Genomic DNA, 25512 nt, shown 5'->3' on the forward strand with positions numbered 1-25512 from the left:
GGTGCCCGCTGCGCGAGCGGTCAGTCCGCGAGGGCGAGCGCGCGGAACGGCTCGCGCGGCGTAGCGGGCGGCTGCGGGATCCGTGCCGGCTGCTGCCGTGCGCGCATGGTGCGCAGGTAGAGCTCGTCGATGAGGGAGGTCGCGAGGCGCACGAGCTTCGCGATCTCGGCGTCGTCGCGGTCGACCCACGCGCACCGAGGCTCGTCGTCGACGGGTACGAAGCCGTCGTGCTGCTCCCACGCGACCAGCGTGCGCTCCGCGCCCAGCACGTGCTGCTGCCACCACACCTGGCGGAGGTAGCCCCGCGGGATGCTGCGCCACGCCTTGTTCGTCGTCTTGATCTCGGCGAGCGTGATGCGACCCGCGCTGTCGACACCGATGCCGTCGGGGGTCGCGAGGTGGCGCTTCTCGACGACGGCGTGGAAGAGCGCGGACGACGGCTGGATGCCGTGCGTCGCCGCGACCCATGCCGCGATCTCGGGCTCGCGGGCGCGTCCGTGCGCGGTGTAGGCGTTCCCCGAGAAGCCCGAGCCGAGGAGCTTCGCATCGGCCGCGCGGGCGATCGCCCTGTCGGAGGTGAGGGTGGCGACGTCCGTCGCGGTGATGCCCCGGGACCGCGCGCGCACCCAGGCCACCCGGTCGCGGGAGTCCGCGACGATGCGGGCGGCGACCTCCGGTGCCTGCGCCGCGAGCCCCGACGGGTGCGCGACGGAGGGAACGGGATTCACCCTTCGAGGCTACGCCGCCGATGAGACATCCGCCGCCTGCGACGCACCGCGGTCGACGGGCCTGCGGCGCGCAAGGGGGTTGCGGTCGGCGGCCACGGTGGCATCCTCAGGGCATGGACACCATCACTTCAGGCGAGTTCCGCGCGTTCCCCGGTGTCGAGGACTGGCATCCGCGCGTGACCGGGGCGTTCGCGCTGTTCCGCACCGGCACGTTCGCCGCCGGGGCGCAGTTCTTCGGCGCGATCGCCGAACTGGCCGAGGCGGCCGACCACCATCCCGACGTCGACGTGCGGTACACGTCCGTGCGCGTGCGGCTCATGACGCACTCGGCCGGCGGGCTGACGGAGAAGGATGCCGCGCTGGCCGCGCAGATCTCGCAGGCCGCGCGCGAGCTCGACATCCCGGTCGACACCGGGCGCATGCTCGACGTGATGCTCGCTGTCGCCACACCCGACCCGAGCGCGGTCGTGCCGTTCTGGAAGGCGGCGACCGGCTTCTCGGAGGTGCGCGACGGCGTCCTGTTCGACAAGGACGGCCGCGGCCCGCTCATCTGGTTCCAGCCGGTCGACAAGCCGCTGCGGGGTCGATCGCACCTCGACGTCAACGGACCACGCGACATCATCGAGAAGCGGCTCGACGCCGCGCTCGCCGCGGGCGGCGTCATCGTCGACGACTCGCACGCGCCCGAATGGTGGACGCTCGCCGACGCCGACGGTCACAAGGTCGACCTCTGCCCCTGGCGCACCTGACGTCGCCGCCGCCTGGCGGCCGAGGTGTCAGAACGCCGCGGCGCCGGCCTCCGCGACGGTCTGGTCCTGCTCGCCCGAGCCTCCGCTGACGCCCACCGCACCGACGACCTTGCCGTCGCGGCTGAGCGGCACGCCGCCGGCGAAGATCGCGACGCCGCGGCCGTGCGCGTTGGTGGTGTGGATGCCGAAGAACTGCTGCGTCGGCTGCGAGTTGTCGCCGAGGTCCTTCGTCGAGATGTCGAACGCCTTCGACGTCCAGGCCTTGCTCATCGAGATCTCGATGCTGCCGATCCAGGCGCCGTCCTGGCGCACGTGCGCGACGAGGTTGCCGCCCGCATCGACGACGGCGATGTTCATGGGCTGGCCGATCTCGTCGGCGCGCTTCTCAGCGGCTTCGATCACACGACGGGCGTCTGCGAGGGTCACGGACATGGGGAGTTCCTTTCATAGCGGGACGGATGCCTCGGGCCGAGGCGCGGTCAAGCGGTCTGGATGTAGCCGTTGGGGTTGAGCACGTACTTCTTCGCGGCACCCTGGTCGAAGTCGGCATAGCCCTGCGGGGCGTCTTCGAGGCCGATCGGGGTCGCACCGACGGCATCGGCGATGTGGACCTTGTCGTGCAGGATCGCCATCATGAGCTGGCGGTTGTACTTCATGACCGGGCACTGGCCGGTGGTGAACGACAGCGACTTGGCCCAGCCGAGGCCGAGGCGCAGCGACAGCGAGCCGACCTTGGCGGCTTCGTCGATGCCGCCCGGGTCGCCGGTGACATAGAGCCCGGGGATGCCGAGCGCGCCGCCGGCCGCAGTCAGGTCCATGAGCGAGTTGAGCACCGTCGCGGGCGCCTCGTGCGAGGCATCCGTCCCGTGTCCACGGGCTTCGAAGCCGACCGCGTCGACGCCCGAGTCGACCTCGGGGACGCCGAGGATCTGCTCGATCTGCTCCTTGGGGTCGCCCTTCGACACGTCGACCGTCTCGCAGCCGAACGAGCGGGCACGGGCCAGGCGGTCGGCGTTGAGGTCGCCCACGATGACGACGGCAGCCCCCAGCAGCTGCGCCCCGACGGCGGCAGCCAGCCCGACCGGTCCGGCGCCGGCGATGTAGACCGTCGAACCCGGCCGGACGCCGGCGGTGTAGGCGCCGTGGAAGCCGGTGGGGAAGATGTCGGAGAGCATCGTGAGGTCGAGGATCTTCTCGAGCGCCTGGTCGCGGTCGGGGAAGACCAGGAGGTTCCAGTCGGCGTAGGGGACGAGGACGTACTCGGCCTGGCCGCCCACCCAGCCGCCCATGTCGACGTAGCCGTAGGCGGAGCCGGGGCGGTCGGGGTTGACGTTGAGGCAGATGCCGGTCTTGCCTTCCTTGCAGTTGCGGCAGCGGCCGCAGGCGATGTTGAAGGGGACGGAGACGATGTCGCCGACCTTGATGAACTCGACGTCGGGTCCGACTTCGACGACCTCGCCGGTGATCTCGTGACCGAGCACGAGCCCCGCGGGTGCGGTCGTGCGGCCGCGGACCATGTGCTGATCCGAGCCGCAGATGTTCGTCGACACGGTCTTGAGGATCGCGCCGTGAGGCACCTTCCTGCCGACGTTCGCGGGGTTGACGCCCGGTCCGTCCTTCAGTTCGAACTCGGGGTAGTCGGTGTCGATCACCTCGACCTCGCCTGGCCCCTTGTAGGCCACCGCTCGGTTGGCAGACATCGTCGTCCTCTCCGTCGCTCGACAGGCATGGTCGTGCGACTCTGTCGTGCTGGGCTCGCGTCCGAGCATCGTCCTCCCGCGAGGTCCGCGCAATGGGGTCCGATGAGGCGGCGCAGACGAAGACGGGGGTGCCCGCACCGGCACCCCCGTCCCGCTCAGCTCATCGATCAGCCGACATCGCCGTGAGCGTGGTCGTGGTCCGGAGCGAGGCCGCCGCCACCAGGAAGGTTGACGGTGCCCTGCGGACCGGCGGGAGCCGGGAACACGAAGTTCCCGGGGACCTTCTTGCCGGGCACGCCGTTGACCGTCTCGGTGGAGTAGGCGTAGGTCATCACGGCCGCGGCGATGGCATCGGAGTTGACATCCAGCGCGTCCAGCGCGAGGTTGTCGATGTCGTCGCATGCGAGGTGGTAGCACGGGTCGTACTGCTGGCCCGCCACGCCGCCCCAGATCTCAGCCTGCTGCGCGGTCTTCGGCACCTCGGCGCCGGTGAACAGGCCGCCGGCCGGGACACCGTTCTGGATGAACGCCTGGTAGTCGCTCCGCCCGCTGAACTGCGCGTCGTCGTAAGGCACGCCCGCCCACGTGTAGTAGCTCTCGAAGAGATCCTCGATCTGGATGGAGCCCTCCGGGATCGGCACGCCGGCAGGTGCGTCCCAACCCGACTCGTCGCCGTCGTACACCATGAAGATGTAGTTCGGCGACGCCACCATATCGAAGTTCAGGTAAAGCGCGACGTCACCGAGCGTGTCCTCCGCGACCTGCTGGTCGACCCAGGCGCGCGAACCGAGCAGCCCGCTCTCCTCGGCGCCCCACCAGGCGAAACGGACGGTGTTCTGAGGCTTGAGCTTGGAGATCTGCTGGGCGATTTCGAGCAGCGCCGATGAGCCGCTGCCGTTGTCGTTGATGCCAGGACCGGCCAGCACCGAGTCGAGGTGGGCGCCGGCCATCACGACGTTGGCGTCGTTCGCGCCAGGCAGCTCCGCGATCACGTTGACCTGCGGACGCGACTCGGGCTGGTCGACGACGATGTGCGCGGTCGAACCCGCCTGGGCCAGTGCGGCGCCGTCGGCGAAGCTCGCACCCACGACCGGGATGTTCAGCGGCGTCTGGTTGATGCCGAACAGGGTGCCCGTCACCAGGCCGGACCGCAGATCGGTGTTCCCCTGGTTGAAGATGATCACCGCCTCGGCACCCGCAGTCTGCGCGTTGACCGCCTTGACGCCGAACTCGCACGTGCCGCGCTGGATGAGGGCGATGTCGTTCGGCCCCGAGAAGTCGAGGCCGACGAAGTCCGCCGCGTCGCACCCGCTCGTCACCGGGTCTCGCGGCGGGGTGAGGACGATGTCGACCGGGATCACGTTGCCTGTGACTTCGCCGTAGCCCGTTCCGGTGAAGTTGCCCGACGCGTACTCGGCGGCGACCGGCGTCAGCTGCTCGAGGAGAGGGGGTGGCACGAAGGTGAATGGGAATTCGTCGAGCTCGACGTTCCAGCCCGCGGCCTCGAGAGTGTCGACCACGTACTCGACGCTCGCGGTGTAGCCCGCAGTGCCCGCCGCACGAGTCCCGCCGTTCGCACTCGCGATAGCCTGCAGTGCTTGTTCGTGTTCGAGGACCCCGTCGACGGTCACGCACGAGAGGAGTTTCTCGTACGTGTTGTTCGTGCGCGTCTCGCATGCCTGGGTAGGTGCTGCGACGGCGCCGCCTGCGGGAACCAGCGCCATGGCAGCGACCGCCGTCGTCGCGATCACCGCCACCTTGGCGCGCTTGGAAAGTGCTCTAGATGGGTACATCGTCTTCCCCTCCAATGCGGGCGTCACCTTTGACACCCGTCGCGAGGGAGCATATGCAAAGCCCTCGCGAGGGGGAAGTGAAGAAAGTGTGAGAATCCGGACGAAGGTCTGAGCACAACGCTCGCGGACGCCTCCCGGTCTCGATTTGGCGGCGGGCGCGGCATCCCTTACCCTGGATGAAGCCGAAGACCGCCGGTCATCGACGTGCGTGCGAACGCATCGAGATCGAAGCACTGCTTACGCAGAGGCCCGCGCAGGTGTCACGAACGATTCTCCTGGATCAGGAATCCCGCTCCGTGCGCTTGCGCCGGAGCTTTTTTGTTGCCGTGACGAGAAGATGAGCGGATGCCTCCGGCCGGCGCCCCGCCACCGCGGAGCGTCTCACACACACAAGGAGTGACCATGGCGCAGAAGGACGCATCGGTTGCCGAGCTCACGAAGAACTTCGAGGACTCGAACGCCGTTCTGCTGACCGAGTACCGCGGTCTGACGGTTGCCCAGCTCAAGCAGCTGCGCAACAGCATCCGTCAGGACGCGGAATACGCCGTGGTGAAGAACACGCTGACCAAGATCGCCGCGAACAACGCGGGGATCACGTCGCTGGACGAGGACCTCAAGGGTCCGTCGGCCATCGCGTTCGTGCACGGCGACTTCGTCGCCACCGCGAAGGCTCTGCGTGACTTCGCCAAGGCCAACCCGCTTCTCGTGATCAAGGGCGGCGTTTTCGAGGGCAACTCCCTCAGCGCCGACGAGGTCAACAAGTACGCCTCGCTCGAGAGCCGTGAGGTTCTGCTGGCGAAGGCTGCGGGCATGATGAAGGCGACGATGGGCAAGGCTGCCGCGACCATCGACGCGCTTCGCGAAAAGCTGGAGACCGCCGAGTCCGCGTGAGCGACCGGCGATCTTTTCTCACAACCCCATCTATCTAGGAGATACATCATGGCGAAGCTCACCACTGAGGAACTGCTTCAGCAGTTCGCCGACCTCACCCTCGTCGAGCTCAGCGAGTTCGTGAAGGCGTTCGAGGAGAAGTTCGACGTCACCGCTGCTGCTCCCGTCGCCGTTGCCGGCGCTGCGGGCGCGGGTGGCGCGGCCGAAGAGGTCGAGGAGAAGGACTCGTTCGACGTCATTCTCGAGGCTGCCGGCGACAAGAAGATCCAGGTCATCAAGACGGTCCGCGAGCTCACCTCGCTGGGCCTCGGCGAGGCCAAGGCCGTCGTCGACGGTGCTCCGAAGGCTGTCCTCGAGGGCGCCAACAAGGAGACCGCCGACAAGGCGAAGGCCGCTCTCGAAGAGGCCGGCGCGACGGTTACCCTCAAGTAATCCCGCGCTGCTTCTGCAGCGATTCCACGAAGGCCCCGGATGCTCGGCATCCGGGGCCTTCGTCGTGTCGCCGGCGTGTCCTCGCTCCTGAGACTGCGCATTCTGTGAAACCCCTTTCTCGAGGTTATGGCGCAACATCCGGTTGATTTCACGGAAGCTCTTGCGCTTCCGCATCCGTTCTGACAAGAATGAGAAAGCGCATTCCAGAATGCGCATTCTCACCCTCGAAGACGAGACCGGAGGATACGGTGACGACGACGCACCGCCCTAGAACGCTGCCGCCGGGCCGCGCACGCGGAGGCACCGCATGAGCGCGATCGGTGAGCTCGGCAAGCTCAAGTCCGCGAAGAGCGACGGCAAGAAGCAGAACAAGGCCGCGTACCTCTTCCTCGCCCCCTGGTTCGTCGGGCTGATCCTCATCACGATGGGGCCGATGGTCGCCTCGTTCGGCCTCTCGTTCACCCGCTACAACCTGCTCAGCGCGCCGAAGTGGATCGGGCTCCAGAACTACGCCCGCATGTGGGAGGACGAGCGGCTCCACTCGGCGCTCCAGGTCACCTTCACTTATGTGTTCGTGTCGCTGCCGCTGCAGCTCGCCGTCGCGCTGTTCCTGGCGATCGTGCTCGACCGTGGCCTGCGCGGGCTGGCGTTCTACCGCTCCGCGTTCTACCTGCCGTCCCTGCTCGGAGCGAGCGTCGCGATCGCGATCCTGTGGCGCCAGATCTTCGGTGTCGACGGCCTCGTCAATCAGGTGCTCGCGGTCTTCGGCATCCAGGGGCAGGGGTGGATCTCGAACCCCGACACCGCGCTCGGCACGCTCATGATCCTGAACGTGTGGACCTTCGGCTCGCCGATGGTGATCTTCCTCGCGGGCCTCCGTCAGATCCCGACGATGTACTACGAGGCGGCAGACGTCGACGGCGCCAGCCGGCGGCAGCAGCTGTTCCGCATCACGATCCCGCTGCTCACCCCGATCATCTTCTTCAACGCCGTGCTGCAGCTCATCGGCACGTTCCAGTCGTTCACGCAGGCGTACATCGTCTCGGGCGGCACCGGCGGGCCGGTCGACTCCACGCTCTTCTACACGCTGTACCTGTACCAGCAGGGCTTCACGAACTACAACATGGGCTACGCGTCGGCCATGGCGTGGCTGCTGCTGGTCATCATCGGCATTCTGACCGTCCTGATGTTCTGGACCTCGAGATTCTGGGTTTTCTACGATGACCAAGATTGACGACGCCGCCGCCACGACGGCCCCGCTCGCGACCGAGACGATCGTCACCGGCCGCCCTCCGCTCGCCCGCCGGCGCAGTCCGTTCCGCAAGCCCATGGCGAGCGTCGTACGACACGTCCTGCTCATCGCCCTGGCGCTCGCGATGCTCTACCCCGTGATCTGGATGGTCGTCAGCTCGCTGCGGCCGAACGACGAGATCTTCCGCGATCCCAGCATCATCCCCGACAGCTTCGAGGTCTCGAACTACACCGACGGGTGGAACGCGCTCGCGTATCCGTTCAACGTCTACATGTGGAACTCGGCGCTGATCGTGATCGGCTGCATCGTCGGCAACCTGGTGTCGTGCTCGATGGCGGCCTACGCGTTCGCCCGCCTGTCGTTCAGCGGCAAGCGGTTCTGGTTCGCGGTGATGCTCCTGAGCATCATGCTCCCGATCCACGTCATCATCGTTCCGCAGTACGTGCTGTTCTCCCAGCTGGGCTGGGTCAACACGTTCCTGCCGCTCATCGTGCCGAAGCTGCTGGCCACGGATGCGTTCTTCATCTTCCTGATGGTCCAGTTCATCCGGGGCATCCCGAAGGAGCTCGATGAGGCGGCGCGGATCGACGGGGCGGGCCACCCCCGGATCTTCCTGCAGATCATCCTCCCGCTCATGGTGCCCGCACTGGCGACGACCGCGATCTTCACCTTCATCTGGACCTGGAACGACTTCTTCTCCCAGCTGATCTTCCTGACCAAGCCCGAGCTGTACACCGTGCCCCTGGCGCTGCGGTCCTTCGAGGACGCGCAGAGCTCCACCAACTACGCCCAGATGTTCGCGATGAGCGTCGTATCGCTCATCCCGATCTTCCTGATCTTCCTGTTCGGTCAGAAGTTCCTCATCAAGGGGATCGCGACCACCGGGATCAAGTGACGCTCGCGTCACGCACCTCTTCGCGGGCCGCGGGCCCGCCCTCATCACACCGCACCGACACCACTCACCGACTTCGGTCGAAAGGATGCAAGACATGCGACGCACCACAACCGCACCGCGCTGGTTGCTGCTGACCTCCGTCGGCGCAGCGACGATGCTGACGCTGACCGCGTGCGCGGGTTCGACGGAGACCCCCGCCACCGGGCCGACCCTGTCCGACGAGCCTGTGACGCTCAGCTTCACCTGGTGGGGCAACGACGTCCGCCACGGCATCACGGAGGAGCTCATCGCGGCCTTCGAGGCCGAGCACGAGAACATCACCATCGAACCGCAGTACACGGACTGGGCCGGCTACTGGGACAAGCTCGCCACCACGGTGGCCGCCGGCGATGCTCCCGACATCATCCAGATGGACGAGAAGCAGCTGTCGACGTACGCCGCCAATGGCGTGCTGCTCGATCTCGGCACCCTCGGCGACCAGCTGCCGACGGACGACTTCCCGGATTCCGTGCTCGGCACCGGCGCGCTCGACGGCACGCAGTACGGCGTTCCGGTGGGCATCAACACCTACACCTACATGGCCAACGTGGATGTGCTGGACAGCCTCGGCATCGAGCTGCCCGACGACGAGACGTGGTCGTGGGACGACCTCAACGAGGTCGCCGAGGAGGTGACCGCCGCCAGCGGCGGCGCGGTCGTCGGTTCGCAGTCATGGGGCTTCGAGGACGGCGGCCTCAACAACTGGCTGCGTCAGCACGGCGAGTCGCTGTACGCCGACGACGGATCACCCGAGGTGACCGCGAGCGAGAAGACGCTCGCCGCCTGGTGGCAGAACCTGCTCGACGTGACCGAGGCCGGCGGCACGCCCGTGCCCTCCGCGACGATCGAGCGCGAGTCGGCCGGACTCGCGGAGTCGTTCACAGCGACCAACCAGTCCGCCTTCGGACCGTGGTGGTCGAACCAGGTCGCCGCCCTCCGCGACGCGAGCGGCCAGAACCTCGTGCCGCTCATGGTGCCGACGCCGGACGAGGGCGAAGACGCCGCCGCTTACTACAAGCCCTCGATGTTCTGGTCGGCGTCGGCCAAGACCGAGCACCCTGCCGAGGTCGCACTGTTCCTCGACTTCCTCGCCAACAGCGAGGACGCGGCGGACCTGCTGCTCGCCGAGCGCGGCGTGCCCGCCAACGACAAGATCCGCGCGTACATCACCCCGAAGCTCGACGAGGTCAACCAGGAGGTCGTCGACTTCCTCGACAAGATCGCGCCGCGCGTCGGCGACGCGCCGCCGGCGACCCCGCCGGGCGGCGGTGCGATCGAGACGATCATCGACCAGCACACGCAGCGCGTGCTGTTCGGTGAAGTGACGCCCGAGGACGCGGCCGCGAGCTTCATCGCGGAGCTCCAGCAGGCGCTCGACGACGCGGCCATCTAGCCGACGCGGGGTCGCGACGCCGAGCGCGCGAACCCCGTCGTCCCCAGGACTGTCCGGGGCCGGACCGAAGTGATGAGGGGTCCGGTCCCGGGCGGGCGCGCCGCGATGACGGAAGTCGTGCGGTCGAATGCGCCCCACCGCGCCCGTCGGCGCCCAAGATTGAGAGAGGAGGGGGATTCCTTGAGCGAGGTCACGTCGCGCCCGATCACGATGGCGCAGGTCGCACAGTATGCGGGTGTGTCGCAGGCATCCGTGTCGCGCGTCCTCAACGGCGTCGCCACCGTCGATCCCGCCATCGTCGCGAAGGTCAACCGCGCGGTGGCCGCGCTGAACTATTCGCCGAGCGAGGCGGCGCGCAGTCTCGTGCGGGGGAGCAGTCACACCATCGCGCTGCTGGTTCCCGACCTCGAGAATCCGATGTTCCAGGGCGTGCTGAAGGGACTCACCGTCGCCGCGGCGCGCGACGGCTACCGCGTGCTGGTCGCCGACAGTGCCGAGGCGGTCGGCGTCGAGGCCGACATCGCGAGCGAGGCGCGGAGCAAGTGCGATGCGCTGGTGCTGGTGTCGCCACGGATGCCGGATGCCGAGCTCCGCGACCTCATCCAGCGCACCACGCCGGTCGTGGTGGTGAACCGCCGCGTCGACGACACCGCGGCGGCGCAGCTGTCGGTCGACTACGCCACGGCCGTCAAGGAGCTGGGGATGCACCTGCGCGGCTTCGGCCACCGCCGCATCGCCTACGTCGCGGGTCCGGCCCTCAGCTACGCGAACGAGCAGCGGGCCCTGGGACTGGGGGAGCTGGCGCGGGACCACCCCGACCTCGAGTTCCTCACCATTGCGGCGGGATCGAGCATGGAAGCGGGCTACGACGCCGCCGACGCCGTCCTCGAGACCGGTGCCACCGCCGCCATCGCCTTCAACGACCTCGTCGCGCTCGGGCTCATGTCCCGCCTGCGCGAGGTCGGCGTGGAGGTGCCCGAACAACTCTCCATCGTCGGGATCGACGACATCCCGCAGTCTCGTTTCGCCGCCCCTCCGCTGACGACCATGTCGGTCCCGCGGATCGAGATCGGGCGGCAGGCTTGGAATCGCATGCGTCAAGCACTGGACGGCGAGAGCGCCGACCACCCCCTGTTCTACCGCCCTGTCCTCGTGGCGCGCCGGAGCTCCGGCCCGGCGTCCCACGCCAGCGGCTGGGTGGGTCCGGCCCGTCCTGTCCTGCGGCTCGGATCCACCGTCGTCGCCCAGTACGAGGAGGGCGTGAACGTCGACTCGGTGCTGTCGCCGCGCCCGTACCTCGACGCGGTGATCTCCCGTACCGGGACGCCGCTCACGGTGACCGAGCCGACCGACCACCCTCACCACCTCGGTGTGAGCCTCGCCATCGCCGACGTCAACGGCACCTCGTACTGGGGCGGGCGCACGTACGTGCGTGGCGAGGGGTCGGTCATGGTCCCCAACCACGGACGCCAGCGCCGGGACCGCCTGCACATCGAGGGGCACGCGCTCGACGAGCGGCTGAGCTGGGTGGACGAGCATGGCACGACGCAGCTCGTCGAGGTGCGGGAGCTCCGCTCCGCGGAGCTGGCGAAGGGCTGGGCGCTCCGGTGGCGCAGCCACCTCAAGGCGACGCTCGACGCGATCACCTTCGGGTCCCCGGCGACGAACGGGCGCGACGGCGCCGGGTATGGCGGCATCTTCTGGCGGTTCGCCCCCGAGATCGCGCGGGTCTTCAGCCCTGCCGGCGACAGCGAACGCGACGTGCACGGGGCGGCGACGCCGTGGATCGCCTTCACCTTCCCCGAGCGGGGTACCACCGTCGTGCTGACGCAGGGCGACGAGCGGCTGCCGTGGTTCGTCCGATTCGCCGAGTATCTCGGCGCCGGCCCCTCGGTGGCCTGGGACGAGCCGCGGACGATCCCCGAGGGCGGCGAGCTCGACCTCGAGCTGACGGCATACGTGCTCGACGAAGAGCTCGCCGACGCCGCGGCCGTCGAAGCCGCGCTTCCCGCGCTGCGTGCCGAGGCCGGCCTGTGACGGAGCGCCTTCGCGTGGGCGTCGCCGGCGTCCACGGCCACGGGCGCGGCCACGTCGACGCGGTGCTGGGCGCTGCGGACCTCGAACTCGTCGCCGTCGCCGACCCCCGGGGCGGCGGCGACGTCCCCTCCTCGACACGGGCGTTCACCGACGCCGTCGCGATGATCGACGCCGTCGATCTCGACGTCGTCGTGCTCAGCACCCCGATCCCCACCCATGCGGGCCTCGCGCGCCTCGCGCTCGCGCGCGGCGCCCACGTGCTGCTCGAGAAGCCGCCGGTGGCATCGGTCGCCGACCACCACGCGCTGGTCCGTGCGACGGATGCCGCCTCCCGCGCCGTGCAGGTGGGATTCCAGTCGCTCGGCAGCGCCGGAGTGGCGGCGACGGCGGACGCGGCGGCGTCCGGGGTCATCGGCGAGGTGCTCCACCACGGCGCGGTCGGGCTCTGGTCGCGGTCGGAGGAGTACTGGCGACGCGCGCCGTGGGCGGGGCACCGCGTCATCGACGGGCGACCGGTCGCCGACGGCGTCGCGACCAACCCGCTGGCCCACGCTCTCGCGACGGCGTTCGCGATCGCCGGCGCCGCGGCCCCCGAGGACGTCGTCGGGATCGACGCCGACCTCCGGCGCGCGAACGACATCGCCACCGACGACACGTCTTCGCTCGTCGTCGGACTGCGCGGGGGAGCCCGGGTGGCTGCCGGTCTCGCGGTGACCGCCGCGACACGTCACGAGCCGTACGTGCTCGTCAGGGGCACGCGCGGCTTCCTCGTGTACGTCTACACGCTCGACACGCTCCACGTCCACCGTGACGGAGCGGCACTGCCGCGCACGTACGCGTTCGAGCGCACCGGCCTGCTCGAAAACCTCGTCCGCCACGTCCGCGACGGGGACGCCCTGCTCGCCCCGCTCGGACGCACGGGTGCTTTCACCCGCGTGCTCGAGGAGATCGTCACCGGCCCGCCGGCAACCCCGATCGCTCCGCAGCTGGTACGGGTCGGGGCATCCGCCGGCGAGACGTTCCGCACCGTGATCGGCGTCGAAGAAGCGGTCGAGCGTGTGGCGTGGGAGGCGCGCACCTTCCGCGACCTCGACCTGCTCTGACGCGCTGTCGGCTTCAGCCGGTGCCGAGCGGACCCACGCCGATGATCGCGGACGCGTCGTCGTCGACCGGGGCGGTGGAATTGCGCACCACGAGCGGTGACGACTCGTACATGCGGTGGGTGGGGGCGTCGGGGTCGTCGAGCTGCCACATGAGCAGTTGCACGGCGGCGCGCCCCTGCTGGTGCGGCCGCTGCTGCAGCGTGGTGAGCGAGAACATGTCTGCGTAGGCGTGGTCGTCGATGCCGACCACGCTGAGCCGCTCCGGAACCCGGATCCCCAGCCGTCGCGCGGCGATGATCGCGCCGACCGCGACCTCGTCGCACACCCCGACGATGGCGGAAGGCCGGGTGCGACGATCGCCGAGCAGTTCGACGGCCGCGCCGTACCCGCCGGGCATCGTCACCTCGGACTGGACATGGCGAGCGGATGCCTCGAACCCGGCCTCGCGCATCGCGGAGAGATAGCCGTCCAGGCGCCGGCCGTCGCCGAAGCTGGTGCGGCGTCCGTCGGGGTCGCCACCGAGGAAGACGATCTCGTGGTGCCCCAGGCCGATGAGGTGGTCGGTGGCGATCCGGGCGGCCGCCTCGTCGTCGATCGAGACGGCATTGGTGCCGACGTCGTAGCCGCCGACGGCGACGACCGGCTTGCCGAAGGCGACGAGCCGCTCGAGCTCGCGCGCGCTGGGTTCGATGCCGACCGCGATCAGCCCGTCGAACCTCTTGCGGGCGAGGAAATGCTCGAACATCTCGCGGCGTGCGGCCGACTCTGGCGGCGCGCCGTAGAGGGCGAGGTCGTACCGCCGTTCGAGCAGCGCATCCTGGATGCCTTCGAGAACCTGGGCGAAGAACCACCGGTCCAGCGACGGCATGACGACGCCGACGGTCTGGGTGCGTCCTGTCACCAGGCTCACCGCGCTCGTCGTGGGAACGTAGCCCAGGGCGGTCGCGGCATCCCTCACCCGCTGGCGAGTGGCGGCGGAGACGTACCCCGAGCCGGTGAGAGCACGTGAGGCCGTCGACTTCGAGACGCCTGCCGCCCGCGCAACATCGGCGATGCCCGCCATCGGGTCCTCCTCGCGCCCCCGGGGACGCCGCCGTCACCCGGGATTCTGGAACCGGTTCCAGAGGTCATCATGCCGTGATCGTGTACCTCGCACCAGTCCCGGTAGCGGTGTTTACCGAGTTGTGACCCCGGGTCATTGTGCGCTCTGGCGGCATCCCCTATTTTGAGCATGGAATCGGTTCCCGATCTCACATCTGTGGAGCCCGAGAGGCGTGGCTCCGCGAACTCAAAGAGGAGGCAGACACATGACTGCACTGCGATCACGTCGTCGACACGGCTACATCGCGCTGGGACTGACGGCCGTCGCGGCACTCGCACTCGCCGGATGCGCCGAGGGCGGCGGCGACAGCGGCGACAGCGGCTCGGTCGAAGGAGAGACTGTCGAGATCGCCGGCGGCATCACCGGCTCGGAGGCGGAGAACCTCCAGAAGACCTTCGAGCAGTTCGAGAAAGACACCGGCATCACCGTCAACTACACCGGTGACAAGGGATTCGAGGGCAACATCGTCACCAAGGTGGCGGGCGGCTCCGCTCCCGACATCGCCATCGTTCCCCAGCCGGGCCTCTTCCGCTCGCTGGTCGACACCGGGGAGGTGAAGAAGGCCCCCGCCGACGTCGAGGCCAACGTCGACCAGTACTGGTCCGAGACGTGGAAGAAGATCGGCACGGTCGACGACACGTTCTACGCGGCGCCCATGCTCGCGAACCTGAAGGGCTACGTCTACTACTCGCCCAAGAGCTTCGCGGAGTGGGGTGTCGAGATCCCGACGACCTGGGACGAGCTCATCACGCTGACCGACACGATCCGCGAGAAGACGGGTACCACGCCGTGGTGCGCGGGATTCTCTTCGGAGGCTGCCTCGGGCTGGCCGGGCACGGACTGGGTCGAGGACCTCGTCCTGCGGCAGGCCGGACCGGACGTCTATGACAGCTGGGCAGACGGCGACACACCGTTCACCGACCCCGACATCGAGGCGGCGTTCGACTCCGTCGGCGAGATCCTGCTCAACCCCGACTACGTCAACGCCGGATTCGGCGACGTCAAGAGCATCAACTCGACGGCGTTCGGCGACCCGATCGCCGCGGCCGTGGCCAACGGCACGTGTGCGCTGACCCACCAGGCGTCGTTCCTGACGGCGAACTTCCTCACCGCGCAGACGGCGGACGGGCAGACCCCGACGGTCGCGCCTGACGGCGACGTCTACGCGTTCATCCTTCCTGGCCCGGAGGCGGGCGAGCTCGCGGTCGAAGGTGGCGGCGAGCTGGTGACGGCGTTCTCGGATGACGCGGCCACCCAGGCGGTGCTCGAGTTCATGTCGACGCCGGAGTTCGCCGACGCCCGCGTGAAGCTCGGCGGTGCGATCTCGGCCAACACGGGCGCCGACCCGACGCTGGCATCGAGCGAGTTCCTCACCGAGGCGATGAAGATCGTGCAGGACCCGAACACCGTGTTCCGGTTCGACGCCTCCGACCTGATGCCGGCGACCGTCGGTTCGGGTTCGTTCTGGCGCGGCATGGTCGACTGGATCGACGGCAAGCCGACGCCGCAGGTGCTGGAAGACATCCAGGCGGGGTATCAGGACTGATCCACCGCATCCTGGTGCCGGGTCTGCGCGTTCGCGGCGCGGACCCGGCACCGGGGTGATTCATCCGTCGACGTCGACGGGGGAAGGCAGAACATGTCTCAGACCACAACATCGGCGGCCGATGAGGCGCAGGGGACGCCGCCGCCGGAACGCGGAGGAAGGAAGCCTCCGTCACGGACAACGACGAGGCTCGGGGTCACGATCGGGCTCATCCTGATCGCGGCTCTGATCGTATTCCTCCTGCTCAGCCCCCCGAACCCGGACGCACGGCCGGTCTCGCTCGGGTTCTCGTACAACTCGTTCTTCCAGTGGATCGGCAACATGGGGCCGATCGTCCAGATCCCCATCATCCTGGTGATCTTCGCTGCGGTGGTCGGCATCCTCCTCGTCCTGATCGAGTACGCGCCGCGCGCCGGAAGGGGCTACTTCTGGCTGCGGCTCATCTCGTGCTTCGCGATCCCGTTCCTCGCGTTCATGCTGCTGCGGCCCTACCAGGGCGCCGTGATCTACGTGATCGCCATCGCCCTCGTCGCGGGCGGCCTGCTCTTCTGGGCCGACTACCGAGCGAGTCAGGGCGCCGGCTACATGTACCAGCTGACGTTGTTCATGGCGCCGGCGGCCATCGCGATTCTCGTGGGGCTCGTCTACCCGAGCATCGCGACGATCGTCCAGTCGTTCTACGACAAGACCGGCGAGAACTTCGTCGGCATGGAGAACTACGTGTGGGCGTTCACGAATCCGCAGGGATTCTGGTCGATCATCAACACGCTGATCTGGGCGATCTTCGCTCCGATCTTCGCGACGATCGTCGGGCTGGCCTATGCGGCGTTCATGGAGCGGGCGCGCGGTGAGCGGCTTCTGAAGGTGCTGGTGTTCATGCCGTTCGCGATCGCTCCGGTGAGCATCAGCCTGATCTGGAAGTTCGTGTACGACTACCGTCAGGGCGAGCAGATCGGCATCCTCAACGCGATCGTGGTGGCCTTCGGCGGCGAGCCGGTGCGGTGGCTCGACACCTGGCCGCTGGTGAACACGTTCTGCCTGCTGTTCGCGTTCGTGTGGGCGCAGACCGGGTTCGCGATGGTCGTCCTCTCGGCGGCGATGAAGGCCGTCCCGGTCGAGCAGCTCGAAGCGGCCCAGCTCGACGGCACGTCGGCATGGCAGCGCTTCATCAACGTCACCGTGCCCGGCATCCGCACGTCGATCATCGTCGTCCTCACCACGGTGACCATCGCAGCGCTCAAGCTGTACGACATCGTCGCGGTGATGACGGGTGGCCGATCGAATTCGACGGTGCTGGGCTTCGAGATGGTGAATCAACAGCAGCGGTTCCAGAGCTATGGGCACGCGGCCGCGCTCGCCGTCCTGATCTTCGTGTTCGTGACGCCGCTCATCATTTACAACGTCATGCAGCTCCGCAAGCAGAGAGAGGTGCGGTGATGACCGCCGTCGACTCGAAGACGCCGCCGCAGATCAGCAAGGCCGATGCGCGCAAGGTCGCGCGCGAGACACGTCGCAACGAGGCGCTCGCCCACAAGCGGCTGACCTCGCCCTTGGCCACTGTGCTCGCGATCGCGATCGCGTTCCTGTGGACGATCCCGACGCTGGGTCTGCTCATCACGTCGTTCCGCCCTGGCGCCGACTCCGCGACGACGGGCTGGTGGACGGTGTTCACCAATCCCGATTTCGTCCTGGGCAATTACCAAGCCGCGCTGACGTCGGGTGGGACCGCGCTGACTCTCGGCGAGTCCTTCCTCAACTCGCTCGCGATCACCATCCCCGTCACGATCTTCGCGCTGGCGGTCGCATCGCTGGCCGCGTACGCGTTCGCGTGGATGGACTTCAAGGGTCGGGGGTTCCTGTTCGTCGCAGTGTTCGCGCTCCAGATCGTCCCGATCCAGATGGCGCTCGTGCCGTTGCTGAGCCTGTTCTCGCGTGGACTCCAGATCGGCGAGGTCCAGATCTTCCCCGGCCTGGAGATGCGGGACGTGGACCACAGCTTCGCGACGGTGTGGATCGCGCATGTCATCTTCGCGATGCCGCTGGCGATCTTCCTGCTGCACAACTTCATCTCCGAGATCCCGTCGGATGTCATCGAGGCGGCTCGTGTCGACGGGGCGGGGCATGGGCAGATCTTCTTCCGGATCATCCTGCCGCTCGCGACGCCGGCGCTCGCGTCGTTCGCGATCCTCGAGTTCATCTGGGTGTGGAACGACCTGCTCGTCGCCACGATCTTCGCCCCCACGACATCTCTGCCGATGACCCAGACACTGAACTCCCTGTCAGGCACGTGGGGCAATCAGTGGTTCTTGGTGTCGGCGGGTGCGTTCCTCGTGCTGCTCGTGCCGATCATCGTGTTCCTCGCGCTGCAGCGGTTCTTCGTGCGCGGACTCATGGCCGGCGCGACGAAGGGCTGATCGACCACAGATAACGGATGCCGCGGGCCTGCGTCTCACGCAGGTTCGCGGCATCCGTTTCTGGTGCTGTTCTCGCTTTTTACGTCAGCCGGTGCAGCCGAGGCGGGTCTGGATCGATTCCATCGCGTCGATCTCGGCGGTCTGGCCGTTCTTGATCGCGGTGGCGACCTCCAGGGCGCGCGGGTCGGTGCCGAGCTCGAGGAGAGCCTCCGCCATCGGGATCGCGCCCTCGTGGTGGCGGATCATGAGCGTGAGGAACTGGCAGTCCGCCGCAACACCCGTCGCCGCCCGCAGCGCGGCGATCTCGTCGGCCGACGCCATCCCCATCGCCGCGTGGGCCTCGTCGTCGGTCATGGGCTCTGCGGACGAGCCGCCGTGCGCGTGGCCCGCGTCCGAGGCATCCATCCACTGCATCATCGGCCCGCCGGACTGGGGGAGCCCCCACTGCACGAGCCAGTCGAACATCTCGCCGCGCTGGCCGGCCTGACCGGTGGCGATGTCGTATGACAGCACGCGGAGCTCGTCGTCGTCGGTCTTGCGATAGATCTCCATCGCCATCTCGATCGCCTGTGCGTGATGCACCTGCATGTCTCGCGAGAACCCGGCCTCAGGCGAGTCGGTTCCGGGACTGGACGCAGCCGCCTGCGAGCCGAACGTGGAGAAGCGCCCCACCGCGAACGCGAGGCCCGCGATGAGGATGAGCGCGACGGCGACGACGAACCATCGCCGGGAGCTTCCCGCCGAGGGCTCGTCCGACACGCCGCGACCTACTTCTTGCCGGGAGCGTCGTACGCGCCGGTGCAGGCGGCGTTCGGCTCGGGGGCGTTGGTGCTCTTCCAGTACGCCTTGATGAACTCCTCGATGCGCTCGTCGTCCGCCGAGTCGACCTTGAGCTGGGCGTTCCAGGCGCTCAGGGCGATGGGGGTGTCCATGTCGTTGTACGGCGAGAGCACCGTGTATGTCGAGGGCAGTTCGCCCTCGAGCTTCGCGATGTCGTCGTCGGACACCTGCGCGGGGTCGTACGTGACCCACACCGCACCGTGCTCGAGCGCGTGAACGGCGTTCTCGTTCGGGACGGGCTCCGTGTACACGCCGCAGTTGAGCCACATGGCGTTGTGGTCGCCGCCGGCCGGGGGAGTCTGCGGGTACTCGACCGCGCCCTCGACGTGGTTCGCCGTGTTCGTGAAGGTCTCGACGCCCTCGATGCCGATGCCGTCGCTGTCGCCGCGGGCGTACGACGGGGCGGGGGCCGGCGCGAAGACGATCGAGGCGACGATCGCTGCGACGACGAGCACGGCGGCGGTCGAGCCGACGATCCACCACACGAGCTTGCCGCGCTTGCGCTTCGCAAGCTGCTTCTGGTACTCGGCGAGCTTCTCCTGGCGCTTCTGCTCGCGCTGCTGCTTGACCGTGAGGTCGATCTTGGCCTGGGTCGCGGGATTGCCGCTCTGGCGCTTGTCGTCGGGGGTCGGGGTCATGCTCGTGATCTCTGCCAATCGATGAACAGGGGTCTGGGCGCCCGGCGCGAACCGCTCGGAGGCGGCTGACGGGTTGTCCTCATCCTATGCGAGTGCATGAGTCGGCCCCCTGGGAAGGAGCCGACAGCGGTGCTGCCGGCCGAGGGCCGGCGCAGCCGCGGGATACCGCTTGCGGGCGGGGCGGAGGCATCCGTTATCATGGGTACTCGAATCGATTCGACCTTCAGAGTCGATCGTGCGGGCCCCGGTGCCGATCGGCAGTGCCGGACGACCCGCGTCATCTCGGTCCGTTCCTCCCTGCGCGCCCAGACCGGCTCAGCCGGTGTCGACGCCGTTCCGCCTCGTCCGCCGCCCCGTCGAACCCCTTGCCACGAAACGAAGTCCACTGTTGCTCGACACCGCCTCCATCCCCACGCAGAAGCCCGAAGCCCACCTCCCCGCCGCGCCGAAGCCCCAGCCGACGTCCACGGGTGCCATCCGCACGCTCGGCAGCAACCCGGCCACCGCGCCGATCGTCCTCCACCCGGGCGACTCGATCCCGCACCGCCGCCGCGTCCTGTACATCGTGCTGCTGGGCGCGCTCACCGCGCTCGGCCCGTTCACGATCGACCTCTACCTGCCGGCGTTCCCGGTGCTCGAGGCGGACTTCCAGACCACGGCCGCCATGATCCAGCTGACCCTCACGGGCACGATGATCGGCTTCGCCCTGGGACAGCTCATCGTCGGCCCGCTGAGCGACAAGGTCGGCCGGCGCATCCCGCTGCTGTCGGTGACCGCGCTGCACGTGGTGGCCAGTGTCGGGGCAGCGCTCGCGCCCACGCTCGAGCTGCTGTCGGTGGCCCGCGTGCTCCAGGGCGCCGGCGCCGCGGCCGGCGGTGTCGTCGCCGCCGCGATCGTCCGCGACCTGTTCGGTGGGCGCCGCCTGGTGGTCATGCTCTCGCGACTCGCGCTCGTGTCGGGTGTCGCGCCGGTGCTCGCGCCGCTCGTCGGCTCGGCGCTCCTCGCGGTCATGCCGTGGCGTGGCATCTTCGTCGTGCTCGCGGTATACGGCGCGGTCATGCTCGTCGCCTCGATCTTCCTGCTTCCCGAGACGCTGCCGCCCGCGCGTCGCCACGACAAGGGCGCGACGACCGTCTGGCAGCGCTACCGGAGCGTCTTCAGTGACCGAGTCTTCATCGGCGTGCTCATCATCGGCGGCATGACCTTCTCGGGCCTGTTCTCGTACCTGTCGAGCTCGTCGTTCCTCTTCCAGCTGAGCTACGGCCTCTCCGCGCAGCAGTACGGGCTCATGTTCGCCGTCAACTCGCTGGGCGTCGTCGTGGGTGTGCAGGCGGCGTCGCGGCTGGCAGCGCGGTTCGGCCCGCAGTGGGTCATGGCCTGGTCGACCGCGGTGCTCGTGGTCGCAGCATCCGCCATCATCGTCACCGACCAGCTCGGCCTGGGCCTGTGGGGCACGATCGTTCCGCTCTTCGTCTTCATGACCGCGTGCGGATTCACGTTCCCCTGCGTGCAGGTGCTCGCGCTCGACCGCCACGGCAAGGCCGCGGGCACCGCGCAGTCGATCATCGGCGCGACGAACTTCGGCGTCGCCGGCCTCATCTCGCCGCTGGTGGGCTGGATCGCGAAGGACGCCGGCATCACCGCCACGACGATGGCCGCGGTCATGGTCGGGTGCGCCGTCATCGGCGTACTGGCGCTGTGGTTCATCGTGCGCCCGCGCACCGTGGAGCGCCTCGCGCCCTGAGTCTGCGTCAGGCCGGCGGCCGCACAGGCTGCAGGCGGAAGAGGCGGACGGTGCGCCCGGACTCCCGCTCGTAGTTGCGGTAGCCGGGCCACTGGGCCTCGATACGCGCCCACACCGCGTCGCGCTCGGCGTCCGGCACCGGCGTGGCGCGGACCGGCATGCGCCGCCCGCGCACCGTGATCGCGGCGTCGGGATGGGCGATCAGGTTGGCGGTCCACGCCGGGTGGTGGGCTCCGGCGAAGTTGGTGCCGGCCACGATCGCGCGGCCGCCCCCGTCGGGCGTGTACATGAGGGGTACGTCCCGCGGCTCGCCGGACTTCGCGCCGACGGTGTGCAGCACGAGCGACGGCACCAGCAGCGCGCTCACCTGCACGCGTCCGTGCGACACCCAGGCGACGAAGCGCTCGACCGGCGGCAGGAATGTCGGCCCGATCACGCGGCGGAACACCCTCGTGCGGGTGAGCGGCGCGATGAGCCTGCGCACCACGTCGACGACCGATGCCACCCGGACCTCCTCGCGCTCGCCGATGAGACCGCACGATAGCACCGGGCTGCGTTCGAACCCCGTGCGTTCGTGCGGTCCCGCGTGAATCGGCGGCTCCGTTGGACCGGTCCCGGCGGCGCGCTGGGGGTGGTGCCATACGGCGCGCCGGGTCCGCAAGGGGGTGGCGGGGACGAGCCCTCCGGGCAGAATGGGGCGATGACGACAGTCCAGCGGCGCGTGGCCACGCCGGTCATCGCCTACCTCGCGGTGGGATCGACCCTGGTCGTGCTCTCGTGTCTGCTGGGCTGGTGGATCTTGGCGCGCGGCGACGAGCCCTTCGCCATCGACACGGCGTGGAATCTGTTCGTGGCCGAGCTGTGGCATCCGGCCCTGACCGGGTTCTCACACGTCATGGACTTCCTGGGCGGAGGGTGGGTCGGCGTCCTCGCGGTGCCGATCGGCGGGGCGATCGCGCTCGTCGTGCTGCGGCGGCCGTGGGCGGCCGCGTACTTCCTCGCCGCCGAGGCGGTGTCGGCGGCGGGGGTGCAGGTGCTGAAGCACCTCTTCGGCCGCGTGCGCCCCGAAGACATCCTCGTCATCTCGGACTACGGTTCATACCCGTCGGGGCATGTGGCCAACGCCGCCACGATCGCGGTCGCTGCGGTGGTCATCTTCCCGCGCGTCTGGGTGGGCGTCGTCGGTGCCGCGTGGGTCGTGCTCATGGCCTTCAGCCGCACCTATCTGCATGCGCACTGGCTGAGCGACACCGTCGGCGGAGCGCTCCTCGGCGCGGGCGCGGCGCTGCTCGTGGCGGCGGCGTTCGCCGTTCCGATGGCGCGGGAGGGGATGGATGCCTCGGCGAAACGCCCGTCGCTAGGCTGAGCGCATGACCTCCGCCGTGCCCGATTCGCCCGCGTCCGATCCGGCCGTCGCCGCCGCCGAGGCGGAGCTCGCGCGACTTCGCGCCGAGGCCGAGGCCGCCGAGGCCCAGCTGAAGGCTGCCCAGGCCAAGGCCGCGCTCGCCGCCGCCGAGGCCGCCGCCGCGAAGGCCAAGGCCACCGCCGCACCCGCGCCCACGGCATCCTCATCTGAGGACGAGAGCCGAATTGCGGAGGCTTCGGGCGGAACTGCTCCTCAACTCGGCGCAGATCCTCAATCGAGGACGCAGGGGGCGGCGGGTTCGCAGGCCCAGGGGCCCGCGGGAGCGCCCGCCTCGGACTCGACCAAGCGGGAACAGAATCCGAGCGAACCAGCCACGCAGCCGACGCAAGACGGCCCTCTCGCCGCACCGGAGGTCGAGAAGGTCACCGCCGGGTACACCTTCGACGCCGGCACCGCGACGCTCGATCTGGGCGCCCTTCTCAACGGGGACCCTGTTCCCTCGGCGCAGATCCGCATCCCGCTGCCGATGATGAATCGCCACGGGCTCGTCGCGGGTGCGACCGGCACGGGCAAGACGCGCACCCTGCAGGGGCTCGCCGAACAGCTCGCGGCGAAGGGCGTGCCCGTGTTCGCCGCCGACATCAAGGGCGACCTGTCGGGGGTCGCGACGCCGGGGGAGCCGAGTGAGAAGCTGCTCGCACGCACCCGGGCGATCGGTCAGGACTGGAAGCCCGAGGCATCCGTCACCGAGTACTTCGCACTGGGCGGTGTGGGCAAGGGCGTGCCGGTGCGGGCGACGGTGTCGGGCTTCGGTCCGCTGCTTCTCAGCAAGGTGCTCGGACTCAACGACACGCAGGAGTCGAGCCTCGGGCTCGTCTTCCACTACGCCGACGCGAACGGCCTGGCGCTCGTCGACCTGTCGGACCTCCGCGCCGTGCTCACGCACCTCACCGGCGACGAGGGGAAGGCCGAGCTCAAGGAGCTCGGCGGACTGTCGGCGGCGACCGCCGGTGTGATCCTGCGCGAGCTCATCACCTTCGCGGATGCTGGAGCCGACGTGTTCTTCGGCGAGCCCGAGTTCGACGTGGCCGATTTCATCCGCACGGCGCCCGACGGCCGCGGCGTCATCAGCCTGCTCGAGGTGCCGGGCGTCATCGACAAGCCGGCGCTGTTCTCGACCTTCCTGATGTACCTGCTGGCGGAGCTGTTCGAGATCCTTCCCGAGGTGGGGGATGCCGACAAGCCGAAGCTCGTCTTCTTCTTCGACGAGGCGCACCTGCTGTTCAAGGACGCCTCGAAGGACTTCCTCGCGGCGATCGTGCAGACGGTGCGCCTCATCCGCTCGAAGGGCGTCGGCGTCTTCTTCGTGACGCAGACCCCGAAGGACGTGCCTTCCGACGTGCTCGGTCAGCTCGGCTCGCGCGTGCAGCACGCGCTGCGTGCCTTCACCCCCGACGATGCCAAGGCGCTGCGCGCGACGGTCGGCACCTATCCGAAGTCGGGCTACGACCTCGAGCGCGTGCTGCAGGAGCTCGGCACGGGCGAGGCCATCGTCACCGTGATGAGCGAGAAGGGCGCGCCGACCCCGGTGGCCTGGACGCGGCTGCGCGCGCCGCAGGGCCTCATGTCGCCGACGCCGGAGCCGGCGATCGTCGCGGCTGTGAACGCGTCGCCGCTGCTGGCCAAATACGGCACGGCGATCGACCGAGAGTCGGCGCGCGAGATCCTCGCGAAGAAGATGCAGGCCGCCGACGACGCGGCCGCCGCCGAGGACGCGGCACTCGCGAAGGCGAAGGCCGACGCCGAGTACGCGAAGCAGAAAGCGGCGATCGACAAGCAGCAGGCCGCGGCCGACAAGGCGAGCGCCGCGGCCGAGAAGAAGGCGCAGCAGGAGTACGAGCGCCTGCTCAAGAAGACCGCCGGCACCACGCGCACGTCGCGGTCCTCGCAGAAGTCGCCGATCGAGCAGATTCTCAACTCGAAGTCGACCCAGACGATACTGGGTGGGGTGATCCGCGGGATCTTCGGCACCGGCAAGCGCTGACGCATCCCGACCCCGGCGGGTCGCTCCCGATCCGGAGGTCTCGCGTGCGCCGCAGAGTGGTTCTCGTCGCCCTGCTGACCCTCGCCCTGGCGACGGCAGCGGTCGGTGTGTGGCTCGCGATCGCCGCGACGGCCGGGAACACGTCTGCCGCACCCTCGGCGTCCGCGTCGCCTTCGGCGTCGCCCGCGGCCCCGGTGACGGCCGACGACTACTGCTACGTCGAGGCGATGATCTACTACCGCGTCAAGGAGCAGGAACTCGCGGACACGTTGCTGCGCAAGCAAGGCATCGACGCCGGGGCGCTGGGGTTCGCGACCGGGATCACCGAACGCAACGAGGACGAGCTCGACGACCTGCGCGCGTGGTACCTCTCCTGGGCGGACGCGCGTCCGGCCGAGCCGCCGACGGACGGCCCGTGCGGCGGCCACGGTGCCGACCACGCGCAGATGCCCGGCATGCCGTCGTGGAGCACGCTCCAGGGGTTCGTCGACGCGCAGCACCCCGATGCAGAGCGGCGGTTCGCCGAGATCCTCCAGGCGCAGAACGCGGGCATGATCGCGCTGGTCACGCTCATCCTCGAGGGCGATCCGAATCCGGCGGTGGCGGAATCGGCCGAAGAGGTGCTGAAGCAGGCCGAAGCCGACCAGGAGACGCTGCAGGGGATCCTCGACGCCCTGCCCTGACCCGCGACCTCGCCGGCGTTGACGGATGCCGCGGTCGCAGCATCCACATCCCCCTCCTTCGACAGGTCAACCGGGCTTCCGCCGGATCGGGAAGCGCGCTCCGGTCCGGCGGAAGCCCGGTTG

At 69.0% G+C, this 25512-nt stretch carries 23 protein-coding genes; 15 read left to right on the top strand and 8 right to left on the bottom strand.

Going from position 1 to position 25512, the window contains the following annotated elements; translation table 11 throughout:
• Positions 1–20: 20 nt before the first annotated feature.
• Positions 21–728 (bottom strand): YqaJ viral recombinase family protein, encoded by a 708-nt coding sequence (locus ACFC1K_RS07150; protein ID WP_375871026.1) that lies wholly within the window; start codon positions 726–728, stop codon positions 21–23.
• Between the two features lie 113 nt (positions 729–841).
• Here ACFC1K_RS07150 and ACFC1K_RS07155 point away from each other — a divergent pair, with 113 nt between their 5' ends.
• Entirely contained in the window at positions 842–1477 is a 636-nt protein-coding gene (locus tag ACFC1K_RS07155; RefSeq protein ID WP_375871027.1) for a 4a-hydroxytetrahydrobiopterin dehydratase, read from the top strand.
• A 27-nt stretch (positions 1478–1504) separates the two neighbouring features.
• Here ACFC1K_RS07155 and ACFC1K_RS07160 read toward each other — a convergent pair whose 3' ends face one another.
• The 3 genes from ACFC1K_RS07160 to ACFC1K_RS07170 all read right to left on the bottom strand — a co-directional run bounded on the left by ACFC1K_RS07160 (position 1505) and on the right by ACFC1K_RS07170 (position 4970).
• A complete protein-coding gene (locus tag ACFC1K_RS07160) occupies positions 1505–1909 on the bottom strand; it encodes a heme-binding protein (RefSeq protein WP_310245123.1) in 405 nt (134 codons plus the stop codon).
• Between the two features lie 47 nt (positions 1910–1956).
• Positions 1957–3177 carry a formaldehyde dehydrogenase, glutathione-independent gene (gene fdhA / locus ACFC1K_RS07165; protein WP_375871028.1) on the bottom strand — a complete coding sequence of 407 codons (1221 nt, stop codon included), beginning with the start codon at positions 3175–3177 and terminating at the stop codon, positions 1957–1959.
• Positions 3178–3344: 167 nt separating this feature from the next.
• Positions 3345–4970: a M28 family peptidase gene (locus ACFC1K_RS07170; RefSeq protein WP_375871029.1), complete on the bottom strand. Its 1626-nt coding sequence runs from the start codon at positions 4968–4970 to the stop codon at positions 3345–3347.
• Between the two features lie 402 nt (positions 4971–5372).
• On the opposite strand from ACFC1K_RS07170, the gene rplJ reads away from it, so the two are divergent.
• The 7 genes from rplJ to ACFC1K_RS07205 all read left to right on the top strand — a co-directional run bounded on the left by rplJ (position 5373) and on the right by ACFC1K_RS07205 (position 13012).
• Positions 5373–5861 (top strand): 50S ribosomal protein L10, encoded by a 489-nt coding sequence (gene rplJ / locus ACFC1K_RS07175; protein WP_375871030.1) that lies wholly within the window; start codon positions 5373–5375, stop codon positions 5859–5861.
• 48 nt (positions 5862–5909) lie between these two features.
• Positions 5910–6293, top strand: a complete 384-nt coding sequence (gene rplL / locus ACFC1K_RS07180; RefSeq protein WP_310285089.1) for a 50S ribosomal protein L7/L12 — start codon at positions 5910–5912, stop codon at positions 6291–6293.
• A gap of 307 nt (positions 6294–6600) precedes the next feature.
• A complete protein-coding gene (locus ACFC1K_RS07185) occupies positions 6601–7527 on the top strand; it encodes a sugar ABC transporter permease (RefSeq protein WP_310285087.1) in 927 nt (308 codons plus the stop codon).
• The gene (locus ACFC1K_RS07190) at positions 7514–8440 is read left to right on the top strand and encodes a carbohydrate ABC transporter permease (protein WP_375871031.1); all 927 of its coding nucleotides are present in this window, start codon (positions 7514–7516) and stop codon (positions 8438–8440) included. The genes ACFC1K_RS07185 and ACFC1K_RS07190 overlap by 14 nt, the downstream gene beginning before the upstream one ends.
• Positions 8441–8534: 94 nt before the next feature.
• Positions 8535–9872 (top strand): extracellular solute-binding protein, encoded by a 1338-nt coding sequence (locus ACFC1K_RS07195; RefSeq protein WP_310285084.1) that lies wholly within the window; start codon positions 8535–8537, stop codon positions 9870–9872.
• A gap of 180 nt (positions 9873–10052) precedes the next feature.
• On the top strand, positions 10053–11909 hold the full coding sequence (locus ACFC1K_RS07200; RefSeq protein ID WP_310285082.1) for a DUF6807 family protein: 1857 nt from the start codon (positions 10053–10055) through the stop codon (positions 11907–11909).
• Complete coding sequence (locus ACFC1K_RS07205; protein WP_375871032.1) at positions 11906–13012, top strand: Gfo/Idh/MocA family protein; 1107 nt, start codon at positions 11906–11908, stop codon at positions 13010–13012. The genes ACFC1K_RS07200 and ACFC1K_RS07205 overlap by 4 nt, the downstream gene beginning before the upstream one ends.
• Before the next feature lie 13 nt (positions 13013–13025).
• Here the strand turns inward: ACFC1K_RS07205 and ACFC1K_RS07210 are convergent, their stop codons facing one another.
• Positions 13026–14075 (bottom strand): LacI family DNA-binding transcriptional regulator, encoded by a 1050-nt coding sequence (locus ACFC1K_RS07210; RefSeq protein WP_310285078.1) that lies wholly within the window; start codon positions 14073–14075, stop codon positions 13026–13028.
• Positions 14076–14319: 244 nt separating this feature from the next.
• Here ACFC1K_RS07210 and ACFC1K_RS07215 point away from each other — a divergent pair, with 244 nt between their 5' ends.
• The 3 genes from ACFC1K_RS07215 (at position 14320) to ACFC1K_RS07225 (ending at position 18074) form a co-directional block, all read left to right on the top strand.
• Positions 14320–15660, top strand: a complete 1341-nt coding sequence (locus ACFC1K_RS07215; protein WP_375871033.1) for an ABC transporter substrate-binding protein — start codon at positions 14320–14322, stop codon at positions 15658–15660.
• 93 nt (positions 15661–15753) lie between these two features.
• Positions 15754–17097: a carbohydrate ABC transporter permease gene (locus ACFC1K_RS07220; protein WP_375871034.1), complete on the top strand. Its 1344-nt coding sequence runs from the start codon at positions 15754–15756 to the stop codon at positions 17095–17097.
• A complete protein-coding gene (locus ACFC1K_RS07225; protein ID WP_375871035.1) occupies positions 17097–18074 on the top strand; it encodes a carbohydrate ABC transporter permease in 978 nt (325 codons plus the stop codon). The genes ACFC1K_RS07220 and ACFC1K_RS07225 overlap by 1 nt, the downstream gene beginning before the upstream one ends.
• An 84-nt stretch (positions 18075–18158) precedes the next feature.
• On the opposite strand, the gene ACFC1K_RS07230 is transcribed toward ACFC1K_RS07225, so the two are convergent.
• Positions 18159–18833 carry a DUF305 domain-containing protein gene (locus ACFC1K_RS07230; RefSeq protein WP_375871036.1) on the bottom strand — a complete coding sequence of 225 codons (675 nt, stop codon included), beginning with the start codon at positions 18831–18833 and terminating at the stop codon, positions 18159–18161.
• A gap of 8 nt (positions 18834–18841) precedes the next feature.
• A complete protein-coding gene (locus ACFC1K_RS07235; RefSeq protein WP_375871037.1) occupies positions 18842–19552 on the bottom strand; it encodes a DUF3105 domain-containing protein in 711 nt (236 codons plus the stop codon).
• Between the two features lie 388 nt (positions 19553–19940).
• On the opposite strand from ACFC1K_RS07235, the gene ACFC1K_RS07240 reads away from it, so the two are divergent.
• On the top strand, positions 19941–21296 hold the full coding sequence (locus tag ACFC1K_RS07240; protein ID WP_375871038.1) for a multidrug effflux MFS transporter: 1356 nt from the start codon (positions 19941–19943) through the stop codon (positions 21294–21296).
• 7 nt (positions 21297–21303) lie between these two features.
• Here ACFC1K_RS07240 and ACFC1K_RS07245 read toward each other — a convergent pair whose 3' ends face one another.
• Positions 21304–21801, bottom strand: coding sequence for a nitroreductase family deazaflavin-dependent oxidoreductase (locus tag ACFC1K_RS07245; protein WP_375871039.1), 498 nt, complete (start codon positions 21799–21801; stop codon positions 21304–21306).
• 195 nt (positions 21802–21996) lie between these two features.
• On the opposite strand from ACFC1K_RS07245, the gene ACFC1K_RS07250 reads away from it, so the two are divergent.
• The 3 genes from ACFC1K_RS07250 to ACFC1K_RS07260 are packed head-to-tail and all read left to right on the top strand — an operon-like array spanning position 21997 to position 25389.
• The gene (locus ACFC1K_RS07250) at positions 21997–22662 is read left to right on the top strand and encodes a phosphatase PAP2 family protein (RefSeq protein WP_375871040.1); all 666 of its coding nucleotides are present in this window, start codon (positions 21997–21999) and stop codon (positions 22660–22662) included.
• Positions 22663–22666: 4 nt separating this feature from the next.
• Positions 22667–24706: a helicase HerA-like domain-containing protein gene (locus ACFC1K_RS07255; RefSeq protein ID WP_375871041.1), complete on the top strand. Its 2040-nt coding sequence runs from the start codon at positions 22667–22669 to the stop codon at positions 24704–24706.
• 44 nt (positions 24707–24750) lie between these two features.
• Positions 24751–25389, top strand: coding sequence for a DUF305 domain-containing protein (locus ACFC1K_RS07260; protein ID WP_375871042.1), 639 nt, complete (start codon positions 24751–24753; stop codon positions 25387–25389).
• Positions 25390–25512 lie beyond the last annotated feature (123 nt).

Origin of the sequence: Microbacterium sp. NPDC056057 (genome assembly GCF_042266945.1) — a bacterium.
Taxonomy (GTDB): domain Bacteria; phylum Actinomycetota; class Actinomycetes; order Actinomycetales; family Microbacteriaceae; genus Microbacterium; species Microbacterium trichothecenolyticum_C.